The organism is Bacillus sp. JNUCC-21 (assembly GCF_041222765.1).
Lineage (GTDB): Bacteria > Bacillota > Bacilli > Bacillales > Bacillaceae > Bacillus > Bacillus velezensis.
In genome coordinates this window covers 2,474,432-2,490,810 of the sequence record NZ_CP166019.1, presented here as the reverse complement: position 1 = coordinate 2,490,810, position 16,379 = coordinate 2,474,432, and the positions used below count along the sequence as shown (strand labels likewise).

20 protein-coding genes and 1 pseudogene are annotated in these 16,379 nt (G+C 49.0%); 14 read left to right on the top strand and 7 right to left on the bottom strand.

Going from position 1 to position 16,379, the window contains the following annotated elements; all coding sequences use genetic code 11:
* Nucleotides 1-22 precede the first annotated feature (22 nt).
* The 3 genes from JNUCC21_RS12590 to JNUCC21_RS12580 are packed head-to-tail and all read left to right on the top strand — an operon-like array spanning nucleotide 23 to nucleotide 3,288.
* Entirely contained in the window at nucleotides 23-1,177 is a 1,155-nt protein-coding gene (locus JNUCC21_RS12590) for a cytochrome P450 (RefSeq protein ID WP_369878189.1), read from the top strand.
* Between the two features lie 57 nt (nucleotides 1,178-1,234).
* Nucleotides 1,235-2,482 (top strand): hydroxymethylglutaryl-CoA synthase family protein, encoded by a 1,248-nt coding sequence (locus tag JNUCC21_RS12585; protein ID WP_253600158.1) that lies wholly within the window; start codon nucleotides 1,235-1,237, stop codon nucleotides 2,480-2,482.
* 59 nt (nucleotides 2,483-2,541) lie between these two features.
* Nucleotides 2,542-3,288 (top strand): polyketide synthase, encoded by a 747-nt coding sequence (locus JNUCC21_RS12580; protein ID WP_015240152.1) that lies wholly within the window; start codon nucleotides 2,542-2,544, stop codon nucleotides 3,286-3,288.
* Between the two features lie 36 nt (nucleotides 3,289-3,324).
* Here the strand turns inward: JNUCC21_RS12580 and proC are convergent, their stop codons facing one another.
* Entirely contained in the window at nucleotides 3,325-4,164 is an 840-nt protein-coding gene (gene proC, locus JNUCC21_RS12575) for a pyrroline-5-carboxylate reductase (RefSeq protein WP_012117916.1), read from the bottom strand.
* 396 nt (nucleotides 4,165-4,560) lie between these two features.
* Here proC and JNUCC21_RS12570 point away from each other — a divergent pair, with 396 nt between their 5' ends.
* The 5 genes from JNUCC21_RS12570 to JNUCC21_RS12550 all read left to right on the top strand — a co-directional run bounded on the left by JNUCC21_RS12570 (nucleotide 4,561) and on the right by JNUCC21_RS12550 (nucleotide 9,117).
* Nucleotides 4,561-5,520: an MBL fold metallo-hydrolase gene (locus JNUCC21_RS12570; RefSeq protein ID WP_072589357.1), complete on the top strand. Its 960-nt coding sequence runs from the start codon at nucleotides 4,561-4,563 to the stop codon at nucleotides 5,518-5,520.
* A 5-nt stretch (nucleotides 5,521-5,525) separates the two neighbouring features.
* Entirely contained in the window at nucleotides 5,526-6,302 is a 777-nt protein-coding gene (locus JNUCC21_RS12565; RefSeq protein WP_015240149.1) for an SDR family NAD(P)-dependent oxidoreductase, read from the top strand.
* A 16-nt stretch (nucleotides 6,303-6,318) separates the two neighbouring features.
* On the top strand, nucleotides 6,319-7,668 hold the full coding sequence (gene dsdA, locus JNUCC21_RS12560) for a D-serine ammonia-lyase (RefSeq protein ID WP_015240148.1): 1,350 nt from the start codon (nucleotides 6,319-6,321) through the stop codon (nucleotides 7,666-7,668).
* A gap of 75 nt (nucleotides 7,669-7,743) precedes the next feature.
* A complete protein-coding gene (coaA, locus tag JNUCC21_RS12555) occupies nucleotides 7,744-8,703 on the top strand; it encodes a type I pantothenate kinase (protein WP_003153290.1) in 960 nt (319 codons plus the stop codon).
* A gap of 24 nt (nucleotides 8,704-8,727) precedes the next feature.
* Nucleotides 8,728-9,117 carry a VOC family protein gene (locus tag JNUCC21_RS12550; protein ID WP_150941574.1) on the top strand — a complete coding sequence of 130 codons (390 nt, stop codon included), beginning with the start codon at nucleotides 8,728-8,730 and terminating at the stop codon, nucleotides 9,115-9,117.
* A 1-nt stretch (nucleotide 9,118) separates the two neighbouring features.
* Here the strand turns inward: JNUCC21_RS12550 and JNUCC21_RS12545 are convergent, their stop codons facing one another.
* The 5 genes from JNUCC21_RS12545 to JNUCC21_RS12525 form a co-directional block, all read right to left on the bottom strand.
* Entirely contained in the window at nucleotides 9,119-9,286 is a 168-nt protein-coding gene (locus tag JNUCC21_RS12545) for a DUF4083 family protein (RefSeq protein ID WP_007409388.1), read from the bottom strand.
* Between the two features lie 80 nt (nucleotides 9,287-9,366).
* Nucleotides 9,367-10,449, bottom strand: a complete 1,083-nt coding sequence (locus tag JNUCC21_RS12540) for an AI-2E family transporter (RefSeq protein ID WP_369878188.1) — start codon at nucleotides 10,447-10,449, stop codon at nucleotides 9,367-9,369.
* 72 nt (nucleotides 10,450-10,521) lie between these two features.
* Nucleotides 10,522-10,728, bottom strand: coding sequence for a YqzH family protein (locus JNUCC21_RS12535; protein WP_003153294.1), 207 nt, complete (start codon nucleotides 10,726-10,728; stop codon nucleotides 10,522-10,524).
* Between the two features lie 100 nt (nucleotides 10,729-10,828).
* Nucleotides 10,829-11,173: a YolD-like family protein gene (locus JNUCC21_RS12530; protein ID WP_069007650.1), complete on the bottom strand. Its 345-nt coding sequence runs from the start codon at nucleotides 11,171-11,173 to the stop codon at nucleotides 10,829-10,831.
* Between the two features lie 15 nt (nucleotides 11,174-11,188).
* The gene (locus tag JNUCC21_RS12525; protein ID WP_015240144.1) at nucleotides 11,189-12,415 is read right to left on the bottom strand and encodes a DNA polymerase IV; all 1,227 of its coding nucleotides are present in this window, start codon (nucleotides 12,413-12,415) and stop codon (nucleotides 11,189-11,191) included.
* Nucleotides 12,416-12,630: 215 nt separating this feature from the next.
* On the opposite strand from JNUCC21_RS12525, the gene JNUCC21_RS12520 reads away from it, so the two are divergent.
* The 5 genes and pseudogenes from JNUCC21_RS12520 (at nucleotide 12,631) to JNUCC21_RS12500 (ending at nucleotide 15,071) form a co-directional block, all read left to right on the top strand.
* Nucleotides 12,631-13,101 carry a GNAT family N-acetyltransferase gene (locus JNUCC21_RS12520; protein WP_012117908.1) on the top strand — a complete coding sequence of 157 codons (471 nt, stop codon included), beginning with the start codon at nucleotides 12,631-12,633 and terminating at the stop codon, nucleotides 13,099-13,101.
* 12 nt (nucleotides 13,102-13,113) lie between these two features.
* On the top strand, nucleotides 13,114-13,458 hold the full coding sequence (locus tag JNUCC21_RS12515; RefSeq protein ID WP_007409393.1) for an antibiotic biosynthesis monooxygenase: 345 nt from the start codon (nucleotides 13,114-13,116) through the stop codon (nucleotides 13,456-13,458).
* Nucleotides 13,455-14,420: pseudogene (locus tag JNUCC21_RS12510) on the top strand (GNAT family N-acetyltransferase); the annotation flags it as partial. The gene JNUCC21_RS12515 and the pseudogene JNUCC21_RS12510, both read left to right, overlap by 4 nt.
* Nucleotides 14,421-14,494: 74 nt before the next feature.
* Nucleotides 14,495-14,857, top strand: a complete 363-nt coding sequence (locus JNUCC21_RS12505) for an iron-sulfur cluster biosynthesis family protein (RefSeq protein ID WP_014305346.1) — start codon at nucleotides 14,495-14,497, stop codon at nucleotides 14,855-14,857.
* On the top strand, nucleotides 14,832-15,071 hold the full coding sequence (locus JNUCC21_RS12500) for a DUF2552 family protein (protein WP_003153307.1): 240 nt from the start codon (nucleotides 14,832-14,834) through the stop codon (nucleotides 15,069-15,071). Before JNUCC21_RS12505 ends, JNUCC21_RS12500 begins: the two co-directional genes overlap by 26 nt.
* A gap of 39 nt (nucleotides 15,072-15,110) precedes the next feature.
* Here the strand turns inward: JNUCC21_RS12500 and JNUCC21_RS12495 are convergent, their stop codons facing one another.
* Nucleotides 15,111-16,025, bottom strand: a complete 915-nt coding sequence (locus JNUCC21_RS12495; RefSeq protein ID WP_072589354.1) for an alpha/beta hydrolase — start codon at nucleotides 16,023-16,025, stop codon at nucleotides 15,111-15,113.
* Nucleotides 16,026-16,147: 122 nt separating this feature from the next.
* Here JNUCC21_RS12495 and JNUCC21_RS12490 point away from each other — a divergent pair, with 122 nt between their 5' ends.
* Nucleotides 16,148-16,372 (top strand): YqkE family protein, encoded by a 225-nt coding sequence (locus JNUCC21_RS12490; RefSeq protein ID WP_007409396.1) that lies wholly within the window; start codon nucleotides 16,148-16,150, stop codon nucleotides 16,370-16,372.
* The last annotated feature ends 7 nt before the right edge of the window (nucleotides 16,373-16,379 follow it).

Below are 16,379 nucleotides of genomic sequence, written 5' to 3'. Positions count from 1 at the left end.
ATCACATCTTGGAGGAATGAAAATGACCAGTTTAACAAAAATCAGACAGCAGCAGCCGTACAAGTGGTACCAAACGATGAGAGAAACCTCTCCCGTTCATTACAATGAAAAGGAAGATTGCTGGGAAATCTTCACCTATGATGAAGTGAAGCGGGTGATTTCTGACTACAGTCATTTTTCTTCCGATCATAAATACTTAAGTGCGGACAAACAGGAAAAAATGATCCGGCATATTAACAAAGACAGCCTTTTGAAAATGGACCCGCCTGAACACACCGTCTTCAGAAAATTGGTCAATCAGCCGTTCATGCCGAAATCGGTTGAGTCTCTTGCACCGCGTATAGCCGCTATCGCTGATGACCTGCTTCAGGCCGTCCGTTCAAAAGGCAGGATGGACATTATTGAAGATTACGCATTTCCGCTTCCGATTATCGTGATCGCAGAGCTTTTAGGATTCCCTCCGAAAGACAGAGATATCTTTAAAAGCTGGGTCGACCAAAGCCAGAATGTAAAAGATGAAAAGAAAATGAATGAAGTGCAAAAGCAGATGATCGGATACTTCATGCAGTTTATTTTACAGCGGAGAAAACAGCCGCAAAATGATTTAATCAGCCATTTAATTTCAGCTGATTTAGACGGAGAGCCGCTGTCAGACAAGCAATTAATCGGTTTTTGCGGCTTGTTGATCGTCGCGGGGCACGTAACGACGGAAAATGTGATCGGAAATTCATTTCTCAGTCTCAAGGAGTTCCCGCACATTCTGCCCCGGCTGCTTGAAAACAAGGCGCTCCTTCCTGACTTTATTGAGGAAGTCATCCGCCTCAGACCTTCCATTCAGCGGGTAACCCGCTACACCGCGGTTGAGAGCGAGATTGGCGGAAAAACGATTCCGGCCGGAGAAAAAGTGTATGCGTGGATTGGATCGGCGAACAGAGATGAAAAGAAGTTTGAAAATGCCGATCAAATTGACTTGGGACGAAAGCCGAATCAGCATCTGTCATTCGGTCAGGGCAGCCATTATTGTTTAGGAGCGCCGCTGGCCCGGCTTGAAGCGAAAATCGCGCTTTCCCACTTTTTTGAACAGGTGCCCGCATGGCGTTTTACTGAGGATCAAGAGCCGAATCTGGTTCCGAGCCCTGTATTTCACGGCATTGACAGGCTGCTTGTTGAGTTTTGAGCGGAAAAATAAAAGAGGCTTCCACAGGAAGCCTCTTTACTCTGGGGGCTTGGAGAAATGAATGTAGGAATCGAAGCAATGAACGTGTTTGGCGGAACCGCGTATGTAGACGTCATGGAGCTTGCGGAACATCGGAACTTGGATAAAAAAAGGTTTGAGAACCTGCTGATGAAAGAAAAAGTGGTGGCGCTTCCGTTTGAAGATCCGATTACGTTCGCCGTAAATGCCGCAAAACCAATTATCGACTCTCTGTCAGAAGAGGAACGGAATCAGATTGAAATGGTCATCACCTGTACGGAATCCGGGATTGATTTTGGCAAATCCATCAGTACATACGTCCATGATTATTTGCAGCTGAAGCGGAATTGCCGGTTATTTGAGGTGAAACAGGCTTGCTATTCTTTAACGGCCGGGTTTCAAATGGGCGTGAATTTCATCTTATCGCAAACATCGCCGGGAGCGAAAGCGCTCATCATCGGAACGGATATTTCCCGCTTTTTAGTGGCTGAAGGCGGTGACGCGTTGACGGAGGAATGGTCCTATGCCGAACCGAGTGCGGGGGCGGGAGCTGTGGCGCTTTTAGTCAGCAGCACCCCTCATGTCTTTTTGCTTGATCAAGGCGCAAGCGGGTATTACGGGTATGAAGTCATGGATACGTGCCGCCCGATCCCGGATAGTGAAGCGGGGGATGCTGATCTGTCGCTCATGTCTTATTTGGACTGCTGTGAAAAATCATTTCAGGAATACAGAAAGCGTGTGAGCGGGGCGGATTATAAGAATACATTTCAATACCTTTCTTTTCATACTCCGTTTGGCGGAATGGTAAAAGGAGCGCATCGGACGATGATGAGAAAATTGGCAAAGGCTAAGCCGCAAGACATTGAAGCGGATTTTCAGCAACGCGTGCTGCCTGGGATTCAATACTGTCAGCGCGTCGGCAACATCATGGGGGCCACCGTATTTTTATCTCTTGCCAGCACGATTGATAACGGCTCTTTTGAAACGCCGAAACGCGTCGGCTGTTTTTCATACGGTTCGGGCTGCTGCTCTGAATTTTACAGCGGTGTCGTTATGCCGCAAAGCCGGACGCGGCAGAATCAATTTCAGATCAGCCGGCATTTGGATGAACGCGTCCGTTTATCGATGGCTGATTATGACCGGCTGCTCCAAGACAGCGGTATCGTAAAATTCGGCACAAGAAATGCCGCGCCCGCAGCAGACATCCCGAATACGCATCAAGGAAAAACGCGATTGATGCTGACTGAAATAAAAGAGTTTCACAGAAAGTATGAATGGACGACCTAGTATCAGAAACACTCAGAGCCGGAAAGGCTTGAGTATTTTTAAAGAAACGGAGAATAAACATGAATCCAATGATTGATGTACAGGAAACAGAACCGGGCATTGTGCAGGTCACAATGCAGGATACGGCCGGGAAAAACGGGCTGTCAGAAGAGTTTGTCAGAGAGCTGCACCGGGTATTCCAAGACATCAATGCCCATCCGTCCTATAAAACCGTCCTTCTGACGGGTTACGGAAATTATTTCTGCACGGGAGGAACGCAGGAGGGGCTTTTGACCATTCAGAGCGGAAAGCTCCAATTTACAGATTTAAAGCTTCACAGTCTTTTATTGGATTGCAGGATCCCTGTGATTTCCGCCATGCAGGGGCATGCGATCGGAGCCGGCTTTACGATCGGTCTGAGCTCGGATTTCGTGATTTTAAGCAGAGAGAGTTTTTATTCTTGTAATTATATGAAGTACGGATTTACACCGGGAATGGGCGCGACGTATATTGTGCCTGAAAAACTGGGAATTGTCCTCGGGGAAGAAATGCTGTTTACGGCCGCGAATTTCAGCGGCGCCGCTCTGGAAAAACGGGGAGTTCCGTTTGAAGTGCTGCCGAAAAAAGACGTCCTTCAAAGAGGCCGCGAATTAGCCCGGCTGCTGGCGGATAAACCGAGAGCCTCACTGGTTGCGCTGAAAACCAATGTGACCGCACGGATCAAAAGAGAGCTGACAAAAGCGGTTGAGGAAGAGGTGAACATGCACGAAGCCACATTCCATCTTCCTGAAGTAAAAGAGAGAATCAGCCGCTTATACGGCAGTTAAACAGAATGAAAAAAGCATGGGAAGCCCCATGCTTTATCACTGGTCCGTCTTTTGCAGAACGGAGCCTGCGAATTGTTCTTTAATTTCGGCGCTCCGGGCTGCGGTTTCTGCGATGCAGTGCATGATGGCTTCTTCAAAGCGGCGCTCTTCTAATGCGCGAAGGCCTGCTTCAGTCGTGCCGCCCGGGCTTGTGATTTCCTTGCGCAGGCGTTCAGGCCGTTTGCTGCTTGTTCTAAGCATTTCCGTCGCCCCGGCCATGGTTTGTAAAATCAGCTCTTTTGCCGTTTCTTCCGGCAGGCCGGCTTGAAGGGCGGCCTTTTCCATTGCTTCGACATACCGGTACACATAGGCGGGACCGCTTCCGGCAATGGCTGTGACGGCATCAAGGTGTTTTTCTTCAAAGCGCGTCGCTTCTCCGATTGTTTCCAGAAGCTCTTTTGCCGTCCGGATTTCAGCTTCACTCGCCTCGGAGCTTGCGGAAAAACCGGTCGCCGATTGCTGAATGGCCGCGGATGTATTCGGCATCGCCCGGATGATGGTAAGCTTTCTGCCGAAATATTGCTGAATCGTGTGAATCGTCAGCCCTGCGATGACAGAAATCACAAGCTGATCTTTCACGTATTCGCGAATGTTCTCAATGCTTTCTGCCGCATCTTTCGGTTTAAAGGCGAGAACGATAATGTCGGTATTGCTGAAAAACTCTTCTTTATCCCGGCACGGTTTCACTCCGTACGTTTTTTGGAGCTCTTCAAGCCGGCTGTCATTTGACCGGTTTGTCATATATATATGTCCGGGGGCTGTCATCCCGCTTTGCAGCAGTCCGTTCACCATTGCTTCCGCCATTGATCCGGCCCCGATAAAACCGATTTTCTTCATATAAATCCTCCTTCTTCTCAAAACACAAAAAAACCTTCCCGTCAAAAAGGACGAAAAGGTTTCGCGGTACCACCTTACATTAGCACGAATCAGCCGTGCTCAGCTCAAATCCCGTAACGAGGGGATACGTTTAGGTTTTCCTAACCGCTCTGAGGGCAGGTTCTGTAAACAAGAGGGCCGCAATGTCTTTCAGCCGGGGACATTGCTCTCTGCTGCCGTTGTTTATATACTAGTTCCTCGTCATCGCGTTCCGTGTTTTCTAGTTTGTTGTTCATTATGCTATGCGCAAGAGCGGGATGTCAATCTTTTTTTCCGATATGCGGCAATAATGACACAGTGAAAAGAAAACGCTAAAATATGATTATTCAGGAATGAAAAGAACGAAGGAGCGTAAACATGGCAGCGAGAAAGATCATTCCGATACGTGTGCCGACTCCGTTTGCAGTCGGCGACGTTATCGTTTATTTAGTAAAAGATGAAGCCCTAACCCTTATTGATTGCGGCCCGAATACAAAGGAAGCGGCTGAATCGCTCTCATTGCAGCTTAAGGAACACAGGGTTTCTGCGGCGGATATAGAACAGGTGGTGCTCACTCATCATCACGCAGATCATTCAGGTCTGCTGCACCTTTTTTCCGACGATGCGGAAGTAATAGGGCATCCGCTGAATGACAGGTACATTACTCAGAACCAGTCGTATATCGCCCGGCAGGAGGATTTTTTTCTGTCGCTTATGACAGAAATGGGCGTTCCTCTGACGCCCGAAGACATACATAAAACAGTTAAGCTGTCATACTTATTTTCTGCAAACCGTCCGTTAACGAAAACAGTGAGGGAAGGCGGAAAAATTGACGGGCTTAACGGCTGGACGGTGCTCGAAATCCCGGGTCATGCCGCTTCTCACATTGCGCTCTACCATGAAAAAAGCGGTGAAATGTTCAGCGGCGATCTGCTTTTGTCCAACAGCTCCACCAATCCGATTCTGGAAGCTCCGGAAAAGGGGGGCGTGCGCGCGGCCCCGATGCTCGACTACTTGAACTCAATGAAGCGGCTGTATGACGTAAACCCGTCCTTTTTATATCCGGGACACGGCGATCTGCTGACAGACGTAAAGTCTGCTTTTGACAGGCGGCTTGAAAAACAGAGAAATCGGTCGGAATATGTGCTGCGCCTGTTGTCAGAGGAAACACTGACGGCTTTCCAGGTATGCCGGCGGCTGTTTCCGGCTGTGTATGAAAATGAATTGTTTTTAACGATGTCAGAAACGATCGGCCATCTTGACGTGCTGGCCGCCGAAGGGAAGGCTGTATCCTTTCAGTCGGGGAACACTCTGAAGTTTAAAGCTGTGAAGGGGTGAAGGAAATGAGCAGATTAACGGATAAGCGGATTTGGATCACCGGAGCATCCGGCGGACTCGGAGAACGGCTTGCATATTCTTGCGCGGCAGAAGGGGCTCATGTTTTTTTATCGGCCAGGCGGGAGGACCGCTTGCAGGAAGTGAAAAAGACGATTACCGCGCGCGGCGGACAGTGTGATGTCGTTCCGTTTGACGTCCGGTATGCAGAAGAGGCTGAAAACGTAAGGCGTTTGATCGGTCATGTTGACGTATTAATCAACAACGCCGGCTTCGGCATTTTTGAAACGGCCGCTGATTCATCTTTGGATGATATGAAGGCAATGTTTGAAGTCAACGTCTTCGGATTAATCGCCTGTACGAAGGCCTGTCTTCCTGTGATGCTTCATGCGAAAAGCGGCCATATTATCAATATCGCCTCACAGGCCGGCAAATTGGCGACGCCGAAATCAAGCCTTTATTCTGCAACGAAGCACGCCGTGTTAGGGTATTCCAATGCGCTGCGGCTTGAGCTGGCCGGTACGGGTGTAGCCGTGACAACGGTTAATCCCGGTCCGATCAAAACAGACTTCTTTACAATTGCAGATAAAGAGGGCGGTTATGTGAAAAGCGTCGGCAGATGGATGCTTGATGCCGACCATGTGGCAGAGCGCATTACATCCGTGATTCTGACGGATAAACGGGAAATGAATCTTCCGCGATGGATGAGCCTCGGGACGAAGCTGTATCAGCTTTTCCCATCGTTTACAGAAAAACTGGCCGGCCGCGCATTAAAGAAAAAGTAACAAGGGGGAAAAAGGAATGTCCGACCGGGATATACACAAGGCATTGATGGCAGAGCCTCTAGTCAGGCAAATGGCGGAGGCGCGTGAAGTATTTTGGATCAATCCGCATAAAACCGATGATCCAGTAAAGCATGGCGCTGAATGGAAAAAGGAGATTGCCGAAGCGGGAGAAAGGCTGCGCCGGTTTGCGCCTTATATCGCGTCGGCTTTTCCGGAGACGGAAGCGGAGGGAGGCCTCATTGAATCTCCGCTTGTCTTGGTTAATGAAATGAAAAAGCGTCTGGAACACAGCGCCGCTCAGGCTTTCCCCGGGCGTCTGCTTTTGAAATGCGACGACGAACTTCCGATTTCCGGTTCCATTAAAGCGCGCGGCGGGATTTACGAAGTGCTGAAGCATGCCGAAGATCTCGCGGTAAAAGCGGGAATGCTCTCAGCAGACGACGATTACAGCATATTGACTGAAGAACGGTTTACCGCTTTTTTCTCAAAATACTCTATAGCCGTCGGCTCTACGGGCAATTTAGGCCTGAGTATCGGCATAATCGGCGCGAAGCTCGGCTTTTGTGTGACCGTTCATATGTCCAGTGACGCAAAGCAGTGGAAAAAGGAGCTGCTCCGGGAAAAGGGGGTTCGCGTCATCGAATATGAAGCAGACTACAGTCTGGCTGTCAAAGAGGGGCGCATGCAGGCGAAGCAGGACCCTTATTGTTATTTTATTGATGATGAGCATTCCCGGGATCTGTTTTTGGGGTATGCCGTTGCGGGAAGCCGTGTGAAAAAGCAGCTCGATAAAATGAACATAAAGCCTGATGCAGATGAACCGCTTTTCGTTTATTTGCCATGCGGGGTCGGAGGAGGCCCGGGCGGCGTCGCGCTTGCGCTAAAGCTGATCTATGGCGAGCATGTCCATATTTTTTTCGGTGAGCCGACGCATTCACCGTGTATGCTGTTAGGACTGTTTTCCGGCTTGCATGACGGAATCAGCGTGCAGGATATCGGTCTTGATAATCAAACGGCCGCCGACGGACTCGCGGTGGGAAGGCCGTCCGGACTGGCCGGCCCTCTGATGGAACCTATACTCAGCGGCTGTTATACCGCCGATGACGGCACGCTTTTTTCGCTGCTTTATCAATTAAGGGCGGCCGAGAATAAGAGCCTTGAACCCTCTGCACTCGCCGGACTGGCCGGGGCCGTCAAGGTCGTTCAGACCGAAGCCGGAAACCGTTATATAAAAGAGCGGGGGCTTGAGATGGAAAATGCCGTGCACCTTGTGTGGAGCACCGGCGGAAGCATGGTTCCGGAGGAGGAAATGGAAGAGTACAGCCGGATCGGTTCCTCATTTTTGAAAAAAATGGGCAGACAGTGAAGCGGTTTTCCGTTACAATCTTTGTAAGCGTTTGTTTTTTTATCGGAAAGCCATACAGAGAGATTGGTGTGAATTGTGAAAAGTAAAGAATTGAACTTACATACATTGTATACGCAGCACAGCCGCGAGTCGTGGGCCGGATTCGGCGGCCATCTTTCCATTGCCGTTTCAGAGGAAGAAGCCAAGGCCGTAGAGGGGCTGAATGACTACCTGTCGGTGGAAGAAGTAGAAACAATTTACATTCCGCTTGTGCGCCTGCTCCATCTTCATGTCACGTCTGCCGCAAGACGGAATCAGCATGTCAATGTGTTTCTTAAACATCCGCATTCAGCGAAAATCCCGTTTATCATCGGAATCGCGGGCAGCGTCGCCGTCGGCAAAAGCACGACGGCGAGAATTTTGCAAAAGCTTCTTTCCCGTCTGCCGGACAGGCCGAAGGTGAGCCTGGTGACAACCGACGGTTTCTTGTATCCGACGGCGGAATTAAAAAGGAAAAACCTTCTGTCCAGAAAGGGATTCCCGGAAAGCTACGATGTGAAAGCGCTGCTTGAATTTCTGAACGATATAAAGTCGGGGAAAGAGAGAGTGGAGGCGCCCGTATACTCCCATCTTACGTATGACAGGGAAGAGGGCGCCGTCGAGGTTGTCGAAGGTGCGGATATCGTTATTATCGAAGGAATCAATGTCCTGCAGTCGCCGACCTTAGAGGACGACAGGGAAGATCCGCGGATTTTTGTATCGGATTTCTTTGATTTTTCGATCTATGTGGATGCCGAAGAAAGCCGGATTTTCACGTGGTATTTGGAGCGTTTCCGCCTCTTAAGAGAAACCGCTTTTCAGGATCCGGCTTCTTATTTTCATAAATTTAAGGATTTGTCTGATGCAGAAGCGGATACCATGGCCGCCTCCATTTGGGAGAGCGTCAACCGTCCGAATCTGTATGAAAATATCCTGCCGACAAAATTCAGATCGGATTTGATTTTGAGAAAAGGTGATGGCCATAAAGTTGAAGAGGTGCTGGTAAGGCGGGTGTGATGGGAGGAGGAAGCGAATATTATGATACATCATATTGAGTTGTATGTATCTGACTTGAATGCCTCCGCCCGGTTTTGGGGATGGTTTTTAGGTGAGCTCGGTTATAGGGAATTTCAAAATTGGGACTCCGGCATCAGCTGGAAAAACGCAGGATTTTATGTTGTGCTTGTACAGACAGAGGAGCGTTTTTTAACACCGGAGTACCACAGATGCCGGGTCGGGCTGAACCATCTGGCTTTTCATGCTGCATCAAAAGAGCAGGTTGACGAGATGACAGAAAAGCTGCTTGCCAGAGGATGCCCCGTGCTTTACAGGGACCGCCATCCATATGCAGGCGGAAGCACGCATTACGCCGTATACACGGAGGACCCGGATCGGATAAAAGTGGAGCTCGTTGCTCCTGCTTCTGAATGAACTATAACTTTTCGTTTTTTTCTTCGCGCAGCGCGTCGAGTTTCTTTTCGATTCTGTCCAATTGTATGCGGCGCTTGTTCAAGCTTCTGAATACGTATATCACGGCAAACAGGAAAAATGCGGCTGCAATAAATGAAATCAATTGAAAAATGACATCACCGATGTTCATCTTTTTTACCTCCGTGTGCGGCGGGCTTCTTCAGCCCGCCGTTTTTTCATTTTGACCGATGTGAAGACATGGGGGATGAATCATTTCTCTCCTAGCTTTGTTTTTTTTCTGAGAATGAATAGTTTCTGCATGTGGCTTATGACCACTTTTGCGGCCGCATATCCCGGAATGTCCAGAAGCATCCCGGCAATTCCTGAGAATTTGCCGGCGGCAAGCAGAAGAAAAATAATGGTCAGCGGGTGAATGTCCAGCTTCCGTCCCATAATTTGCGGGGAAATCAGCTGGCTTTCAAGCTGCTGGACAATGACGACGACCGTAATCACCAGCACCGCCTCGGTCGGTGAATCGAACAATCCGACAATGACTCCGGGAAATGTGCCGATCCAAGGCCCGATAAACGGAATCAGGTTTGTCACCATGGCGAACGCGCCCAGAACGAGCGGATAATCGAGCCCGATTATAAAATAGCCGATCGTGACGAGAACGCCGACACAGAAACTGACGAGCAGCTGTCCTTGTATGTATGAACTGAGAGCTTCATCCATGTCCCGAAGGATTTGTTTTCCTTCTTTTTGATGTTTTTCCGGAAGAAGCTGCAGCAGTCGCCGGGGGGCTTTGTTTCCTTCTTTTAACATGTAATACAGCGCAAACGGAATAATGGCTGCGGTGATGGCGGCATTGGCAGCCGTACCGGCCAGGCTGCTGAGAGAATCAGCGATTGAACCGGAATAATTTGCGGCTTTGTCTGCTAATTTTTTAAAGGAATCCCCATGCTGGAGCCGGGAAAACCATTTGCTGTCCTGGAGATGCCCGATCCAATTTTCAGCTTTTGCGGAAAGCTCCGGAATATGATCTGTGAAGGCTGTAAACTGTTTTTGAACGGCAGGGCCCGCCGTATAAAGGAAGAGGACAAAAAGGCCGGCTGTTCCCGCATAAATCGCTAAAATCGCGATTCCTTCGGGCAGCTTTAATTTCGCATGCAGCAGTCTGACGAGCGGGCGGCACAAATAATAAAGGACGCCCGATAATACAATGGGCGGAAATAAGGTTTTAACCGTAATCACAACAGGCTGGAACAAAAAGTCTACTAATGTTCCGAGATAAATGATGAGAAATAACAGAAGAACGGCATAGCCGATCCTGAAATAAGGCCCGACAGGCATATCCTGCACCACGCAATCTTTAAGGGTTTACTCTCGGACATTTCCCTTATCGCCCGGTGCATAAACGTCGTGTCAGGAAAACTGCCCCTGATTGGTGACGTAATCGTAGATAATATCTTCTACATGGGCATGGAGATCCTCATCGGGTTCTTCATTCCTTCTTTCTTCTAAAGCTTTTTTTAAACTCTGTTTTTCATAGGGGCTCAGCGGATCTGTCGACACATTCCGTCCATACTGGCGGAGGGCTTGTCCCAGCATTTTTTCTATAAATTGATCCATCATATATTCTCCTATTCTTGTCATTCATCTTTATTCTACTAAATATCATGTGATCCTCCCACTCTTCTATCATATTTTCTGTCAGGCCGGGGTAGGATTTTTATTCCAATTCAGCTGAGAGAATACGATGAAACGGCAGCGTTAACGCATCTTCATCGTTTATGATTTTTAAACGCTTTTCGTCATGCATCACTTGTTTTACCCAGCCCCAAAAGCGGCGGGGACCGTGTGCTGAAGCATAGGTGACCGAGATGGCCCTGTCTTCTTCAATCGACGCCGCAATGATGCGGTTCATGTCGTTCAGTTGCTCTTCGCTCAGTTCCGGAGGCCGGAATTCCCGTTCTTTTTGTTTTTTCGCAAGCAGCTGTTCCCGATGTTCGGGCAGCATCATCCGGCTTGATTCCCACATGACATTATACCCGGGTGTTAATTTGTTCGGATTCATGTATATCACCTCAAATTATTTGTAATGCCCGCCGATTTTTTCAGCCCGGTGAAAGGCTTGGCCGGCCTCTGTCAGTGAAGCGGCATGGAGGAGCGACGCAGGGCCGTACCGCTCATGAATATCATCCAATACTTTGCCGAGACTGATCTTTTTTTCCTGGGCATCGAACAGGCTCAGCTGAACATAATCACAGGGCTCCAGCTGGGAAAGGGAGACGCCGGCGCTGCGGACCGGCTCACCGTTCCAATGCTCTTTGAAGAGCTTGACCGCCGCTTTAAAAATATCCATTCCGAAATTAGTCGGAGACACCAGCTTTCTCTGTCTGTGAAAACCTGAAGGGAATTCAAAATCAGCGCCTCTGATGCTGACCGAAACCGTATGGCCGATGTATTGTTTGAAACGGGCGCGGCGGGCCACTTCTTCGCTTAACTCCAGCAGCACGACTTTGATATCCTCAAAGCGGCTGTAGTCTCTCGGGAGGGTCATGTTATGGCCGATCGCTTTTTGCCGGCTGTGCGTGTTGACGGTGACTGGAGAGGGATCGATGCCGCGGGCTGTCCGCTGAAGCAATTCGCCGTTAATACCCCAGCGTTTTTTCAGCAATTCGGCGGGGTGTCCGGCAAGCCCGCCGATTGTGCTGATGCCCATCCGTCTTAAATGATGCTCCATCCGTTTTCCGATGCCGAATAATTTTCCGACCGGCAGCGGCCACAGATCCTGCCTGATATTTGACATATCCAATCTGTGGATGCCGGATGCGTTTTTTTTGGCAAAATGGTCGCAAGCCATTTTCGCGAGCGCCTTATTCGGCCCGATGCCGACACGGGCATAAATTCCGAATTCACGCATAATCGCTTGCTGAATGCTTTTGGCAATTGTAAAAGGATCACCGAACAGCCGCCTGCTTCCGGTCACGTCGAGAAACTGCTCATCGATGGAGTAGGGTTCTACAAGATCGGTATACCGTTCAAACAGTTCGGTAATCATGACGGATACATCAATATACCGCTGCATCCGCGGACGGACAATAACGGCATCGGGACATTTGGCCTGCGCTTCCCACAGCCGTTCGGCATTTTTTACGCCGTATCGTTTGGCGAGCGGACAAGCCGCAAGCACGACGCCGCTGCGTCTTTCGGGATCTCCCGAGACAATCACGGGCCGGCTTTTGAGATGAGGCGCTTCCGCTTTTTCCACAGACGCATAAAACGATTGCATATCTACAAGAAGAATATCAGCCATAAAAAAACCTCCGGGAACATTTGTTCTGTTTTTCATTGTACCCGAACAATGATCACGTTTATACTGGTAAATCATTCCCCGGCTGGAAGACGTGCTGATTCGTTCGCTTGAAAAGAAATCATTTACAATTGCAAACAACCCACATATAATTTTTTATATTCCAATGAGAAGAGCTGACATTCATTTTGCCGGACGAAAAGGAGAGTCAATCGATAATGGATATTCGAACAATTACCTCTGAAGACTATGAAATGGTTACGTCTGTTTTGAATGAATGGTGGGGCGGCAGGCAGATGAAAGACAAACTGCCGCGCTTGTTTTTTGAACATTTTCAGGACACAAGCTTTATCACGTACGGGCCGGAGGGAATGACCGGTTTTTTAATCGGTTTTCAGTCACAATCAGACCCTGAGACAGCCTACATTCATTTTTCCGGTGTGCATCCGGATTTCAGAAAAATGCAAATTGGAAAACAGCTCTACGACCGATTTATGGAGACGGTGAAGAAAAGGGGCTGCACGAAAGTCAATTGCGTGACGGCGCCTGTCAATAAAGTATCAATCGCTTATCATACAAAATTAGGATTTGAAGCTGAAAAAGGAACCAAAACCGTAAACGGAATCCCTGTTTTTGCGAATTATGACGGTCCGGGAGAAGACCGGATTCTGTTTGTGAAATATATGTAGAGGGGGATGAATATGGGTTTTTTAGCTGACACGCCCAAACCGCCCTATTATGCGGTCATTTTTTCATCAATAAAGGGAAAATATGATGAGGAATATGAACATACGGCAGAGCGCATGATGAATTTGGCAGGCGGACAGCCGGGCTTTTTAGGTGCGGAAAGCGTTCGGGAGGAAAACGGCTGCGGCATCACGGTTTCCTACTGGGACAGCCTGGAAGCGATTAAAAGGTGGAAAGATCATACTGACCACCAGGCGGCAAAACAAAAAGGAAAAAGCGCCTGGTATGAAGCGTACGCGGTCCGCATTACGAAGACGGAGTCGCAGCGGATGTTTGCGTCAAAAGGGGCGGAAGATTGATTACATTTTTACAGCATACACAAGAACAGACCGCGCGGGAAATTGCGGCGGTTCAGCGCTGCTCTTATCAAAAAGAAGCCGAGCTGATCGGCTTTTTCGGCATTCCCGCCCTGCATGAAACACCCGATGATATACAGCGGTCACGGGAGACGTTTGCCGGTTTCAAGGAAAAAGATCAGCTTGCAGGCGTCATTTCGTATGAAAAAAAGGGATATGACCTTGTCATATGCAGGCTGACGGTGCACCCGTCCGGCTTTCGGAAAGGAATCGGACGGGCGCTTATTCAATTTGTGATAAATCAAAACCGGGACGCCCAAAAAATAGAGGCGGCTACCGCCAGCCAAAACGTTCCGGCAGTCTCTCTCTATTTAAAAACAGGTTTCACAGAAGCCGGACAGATAGAGACGCCGGAAGGGCTGACCCTCTCGTTTTTTCATCTTTATCCGAAGAGGAAAGCGGAAGTTGTTCCGTACAAGCCGGAATGGAAAGAAATATTTGAAAGAGAGAAGACGGACTTGATCCGAATCTTCGGCCCAGCACTTCATTCTGTCAGCCACATCGGCAGCACCTCTATCCCAGGGATGGCCGCCAAACCCGTCATCGATATACTGGCGGAGGTTAAAGATATTTCGGACGCTGACCGATTCAGTCCGCAGCTGGAAGCACTCGGCTATGAGGCGAAAGGGGAAAACGGGATAGAGGGCCGGCGTTTCTTTCAAAAAGGCGGCAACAAGCGCACACACCACGTTCACATATACGAAACAGGCCATCCGGACGTGAAGCGTCATCTGCTGTTCCGGGATTACCTCACCGCAAAGCCTGAAAAAGCGGCTCAATACATGGAACTGAAACGGCACCTCGCTAAGACGTACCCATACGATATGGCAAAGTATAGTGAAGGGAAAAATGACTGGATCAAGGCGGCTGAACAAGAGGCAAAGGTCTGGGAGAGCGGGCTGCTGTAAAGAAAGCAGAAACAATGCATACAGCGGCTCGGTATGCTACAATGGCGAAAATGAAAAACGGAGGATCATCTATGCAAATACATGTGACGGATGCGGCGAAACACACACTTCAGCAGGCGATGGACGCCAACCCGGGGAAAAAAGCGCAGCTCCGCTATGACGCAGAAGGCTGCGGGTGCGCGGTGAGCGGCGTGCCGACCATCTGGCTGGCGGACGAATTAACGGGACAATGCGAAGCCATTGAAACCAACGGACTTCCGCTTTACATCCAGACCTCACAAAAAGTGTTTTTTGACGAGGAAATGACAATCGATTACAATGAAAAGGCAAAAACGCTCGTCTTAAAAAGCCCGGCAGAGATGCTGAGCCCGAGAATGAGCATATTAGTAAAGCAGGGAGAAACGGAAAGTGAATCAAAAGCTGAAAGCCATTAAACAGACGGCACAGCATAAAACGTGGGTATCCTTTCTGAACAACAACCACCCGTACAGTCTGCTGCACTGGTCCATCGGAGGGGCTGAATCCGTTCAGAAGGATGTCTGGCTGCTTCAGGATGAGATGACCTTCAAAGCGCAGGAGTTTACGACAATCGACCTCGCCATTGACTGGATCGGAGAAAATATGGACGGGATTACCGACGTTTTATGACGGGAAAGCGAAAGAACCAGCATACGTTCTTTCGCTTTTTTACGTTTGCGTCATGGTATCTAAAAAGGTTTGAACGGCTTTACGGTAGCTCTCCGGATTTTTGGTGTACGACATGGCATGCCCGCCCGATTCGGCCAGATAGAGCATCTTAGGGCCGCGTTTTTTGCGGTGCAGCAATTCGGAACAAGCGGAGGGTATATAATCATCTTCCTTACTGTGAATAAACAGCACGGGCTGCCGGATGCGGCTGATAACCGATAGAGGAGATACATCACGGATACGGTAGCCTTCTCTCATCCGCAAAAAGAAATCAGCCAAAGGCAGAAGCGGCCACGGAGGCAGCCGGAACTCCCGTTTCAGCCTGTAGGCGAGCTGATCGCGAAAGCTTGCGAACGGACAGTCCGCAATATAAAAATCAGCGCCGTTTTCATCCTGATGCCCGCCCGCGTATAATAAGGCCGTCACCGCCCCCATCGATTCCCCGTGGATGCCGATTTGACCGCCGTCTCCGGTTTTGTGTCTCACCCAATTCACGGCTTCTTCCAAATCATCTTTTTCAAAATAGCCGTAGCTCGTCGTTCTGCCGCCGCTTTTTCCGTGCCCGCGGTGGTCATATACGAGCACATTCCATCCTAAATCTAAAAATAAATCCATGTATTTCAATGAATTGAACGAATTTACGGTAAAGCCGTGACAAATAATCATGGTGTTTGCCGTATGATGCGGGGCGATGTAAAAGCCTTTGATCTCATACCCGTGGCGTGACAGGATGACGGCCTCTTCTTTTTCCATGGCCTGAAAGGAATCAAATCTATCATGCCCGTCCGCCGTTTCTTTTTTCATGATATCTTCATCCGTCTTTTTCTTCATAAACATAATCAGATTCGTAAAAGCGAATCCGGCAGCCAAAAAGACTGCGCAAGCCGAACCGAACACCGCCAGCCATTTTTTCACACAGGCACCCTCCTTTCATATGGAAAATCCCTCCTCCGGCTATTCAGGACCGTGAACGTTGCCGGCCTCCGGCGCTCCGTGGTACACTTGCTTCACCATATTCAGATACGGGGGGCGTAATGATGAAAAAGCAGCTGCCTAAAGAAAAACACAGCTTAAAAGACGATCTGGAGGAAGATCTGAAGGCCAGGCTTTTGCAAATGAAAAGTGAGCTGAAGGAAGAAGACGAGAAAAAACAGGCGCAGCAAAAGGCGGAACAAATCAGAAAACGAAAAGAAAAAGAAAAACATAAAAGCTTTGAAGAGCTGCTGAATGAAAGCAGTCTCGATTGGCACAAATATAAATAAACCGGCA

Excerpts from the sequence above, each read along its gene's own strand:
- JNUCC21_RS12590 (WP_369878189.1), top strand. The coding sequence starts at position 23 with ATGACCAGTTTAACAAAAATCAGACAGCAGCAGCCGTACAAGTGGTAC.
- JNUCC21_RS12585 (WP_253600158.1), top strand. The coding sequence starts at position 1,235 with ATGAATGTAGGAATCGAAGCAATGAACGTGTTTGGCGGAACCGCGTAT.
- JNUCC21_RS12580 (WP_015240152.1), top strand. The coding sequence starts at position 2,542 with ATGAATCCAATGATTGATGTACAGGAAACAGAACCGGGCATTGTGCAG.
- proC (WP_012117916.1), bottom strand. The coding sequence starts at position 4,164 with ATGAAGAAAATCGGTTTTATCGGGGCCGGATCAATGGCGGAAGCAATG.
- JNUCC21_RS12570 (WP_072589357.1), top strand. The coding sequence starts at position 4,561 with ATGGCAGCGAGAAAGATCATTCCGATACGTGTGCCGACTCCGTTTGCA.
- JNUCC21_RS12565 (WP_015240149.1), top strand. The coding sequence starts at position 5,526 with ATGAGCAGATTAACGGATAAGCGGATTTGGATCACCGGAGCATCCGGC.
- dsdA (WP_015240148.1), top strand. The coding sequence starts at position 6,319 with ATGTCCGACCGGGATATACACAAGGCATTGATGGCAGAGCCTCTAGTC.
- JNUCC21_RS12545 (WP_007409388.1), bottom strand. The coding sequence starts at position 9,286 with ATGAACATCGGTGATGTCATTTTTCAATTGATTTCATTTATTGCAGCC.
- JNUCC21_RS12540 (WP_369878188.1), bottom strand. The coding sequence starts at position 10,449 with ATGCCTGTCGGGCCTTATTTCAGGATCGGCTATGCCGTTCTTCTGTTA.
- JNUCC21_RS12535 (WP_003153294.1), bottom strand. The coding sequence starts at position 10,728 with ATGGATCAATTTATAGAAAAAATGCTGGGACAAGCCCTCCGCCAGTAT.
- JNUCC21_RS12530 (WP_069007650.1), bottom strand. The coding sequence starts at position 11,173 with ATGAATCCGAACAAATTAACACCCGGGTATAATGTCATGTGGGAATCA.
- JNUCC21_RS12525 (WP_015240144.1), bottom strand. The coding sequence starts at position 12,415 with ATGGCTGATATTCTTCTTGTAGATATGCAATCGTTTTATGCGTCTGTG.
- JNUCC21_RS12520 (WP_012117908.1), top strand. The coding sequence starts at position 12,631 with ATGGATATTCGAACAATTACCTCTGAAGACTATGAAATGGTTACGTCT.
- JNUCC21_RS12515 (WP_007409393.1), top strand. The coding sequence starts at position 13,114 with ATGGGTTTTTTAGCTGACACGCCCAAACCGCCCTATTATGCGGTCATT.
- JNUCC21_RS12505 (WP_014305346.1), top strand. The coding sequence starts at position 14,495 with ATGCAAATACATGTGACGGATGCGGCGAAACACACACTTCAGCAGGCG.
- JNUCC21_RS12490 (WP_007409396.1), top strand. The coding sequence starts at position 16,148 with ATGAAAAAGCAGCTGCCTAAAGAAAAACACAGCTTAAAAGACGATCTG.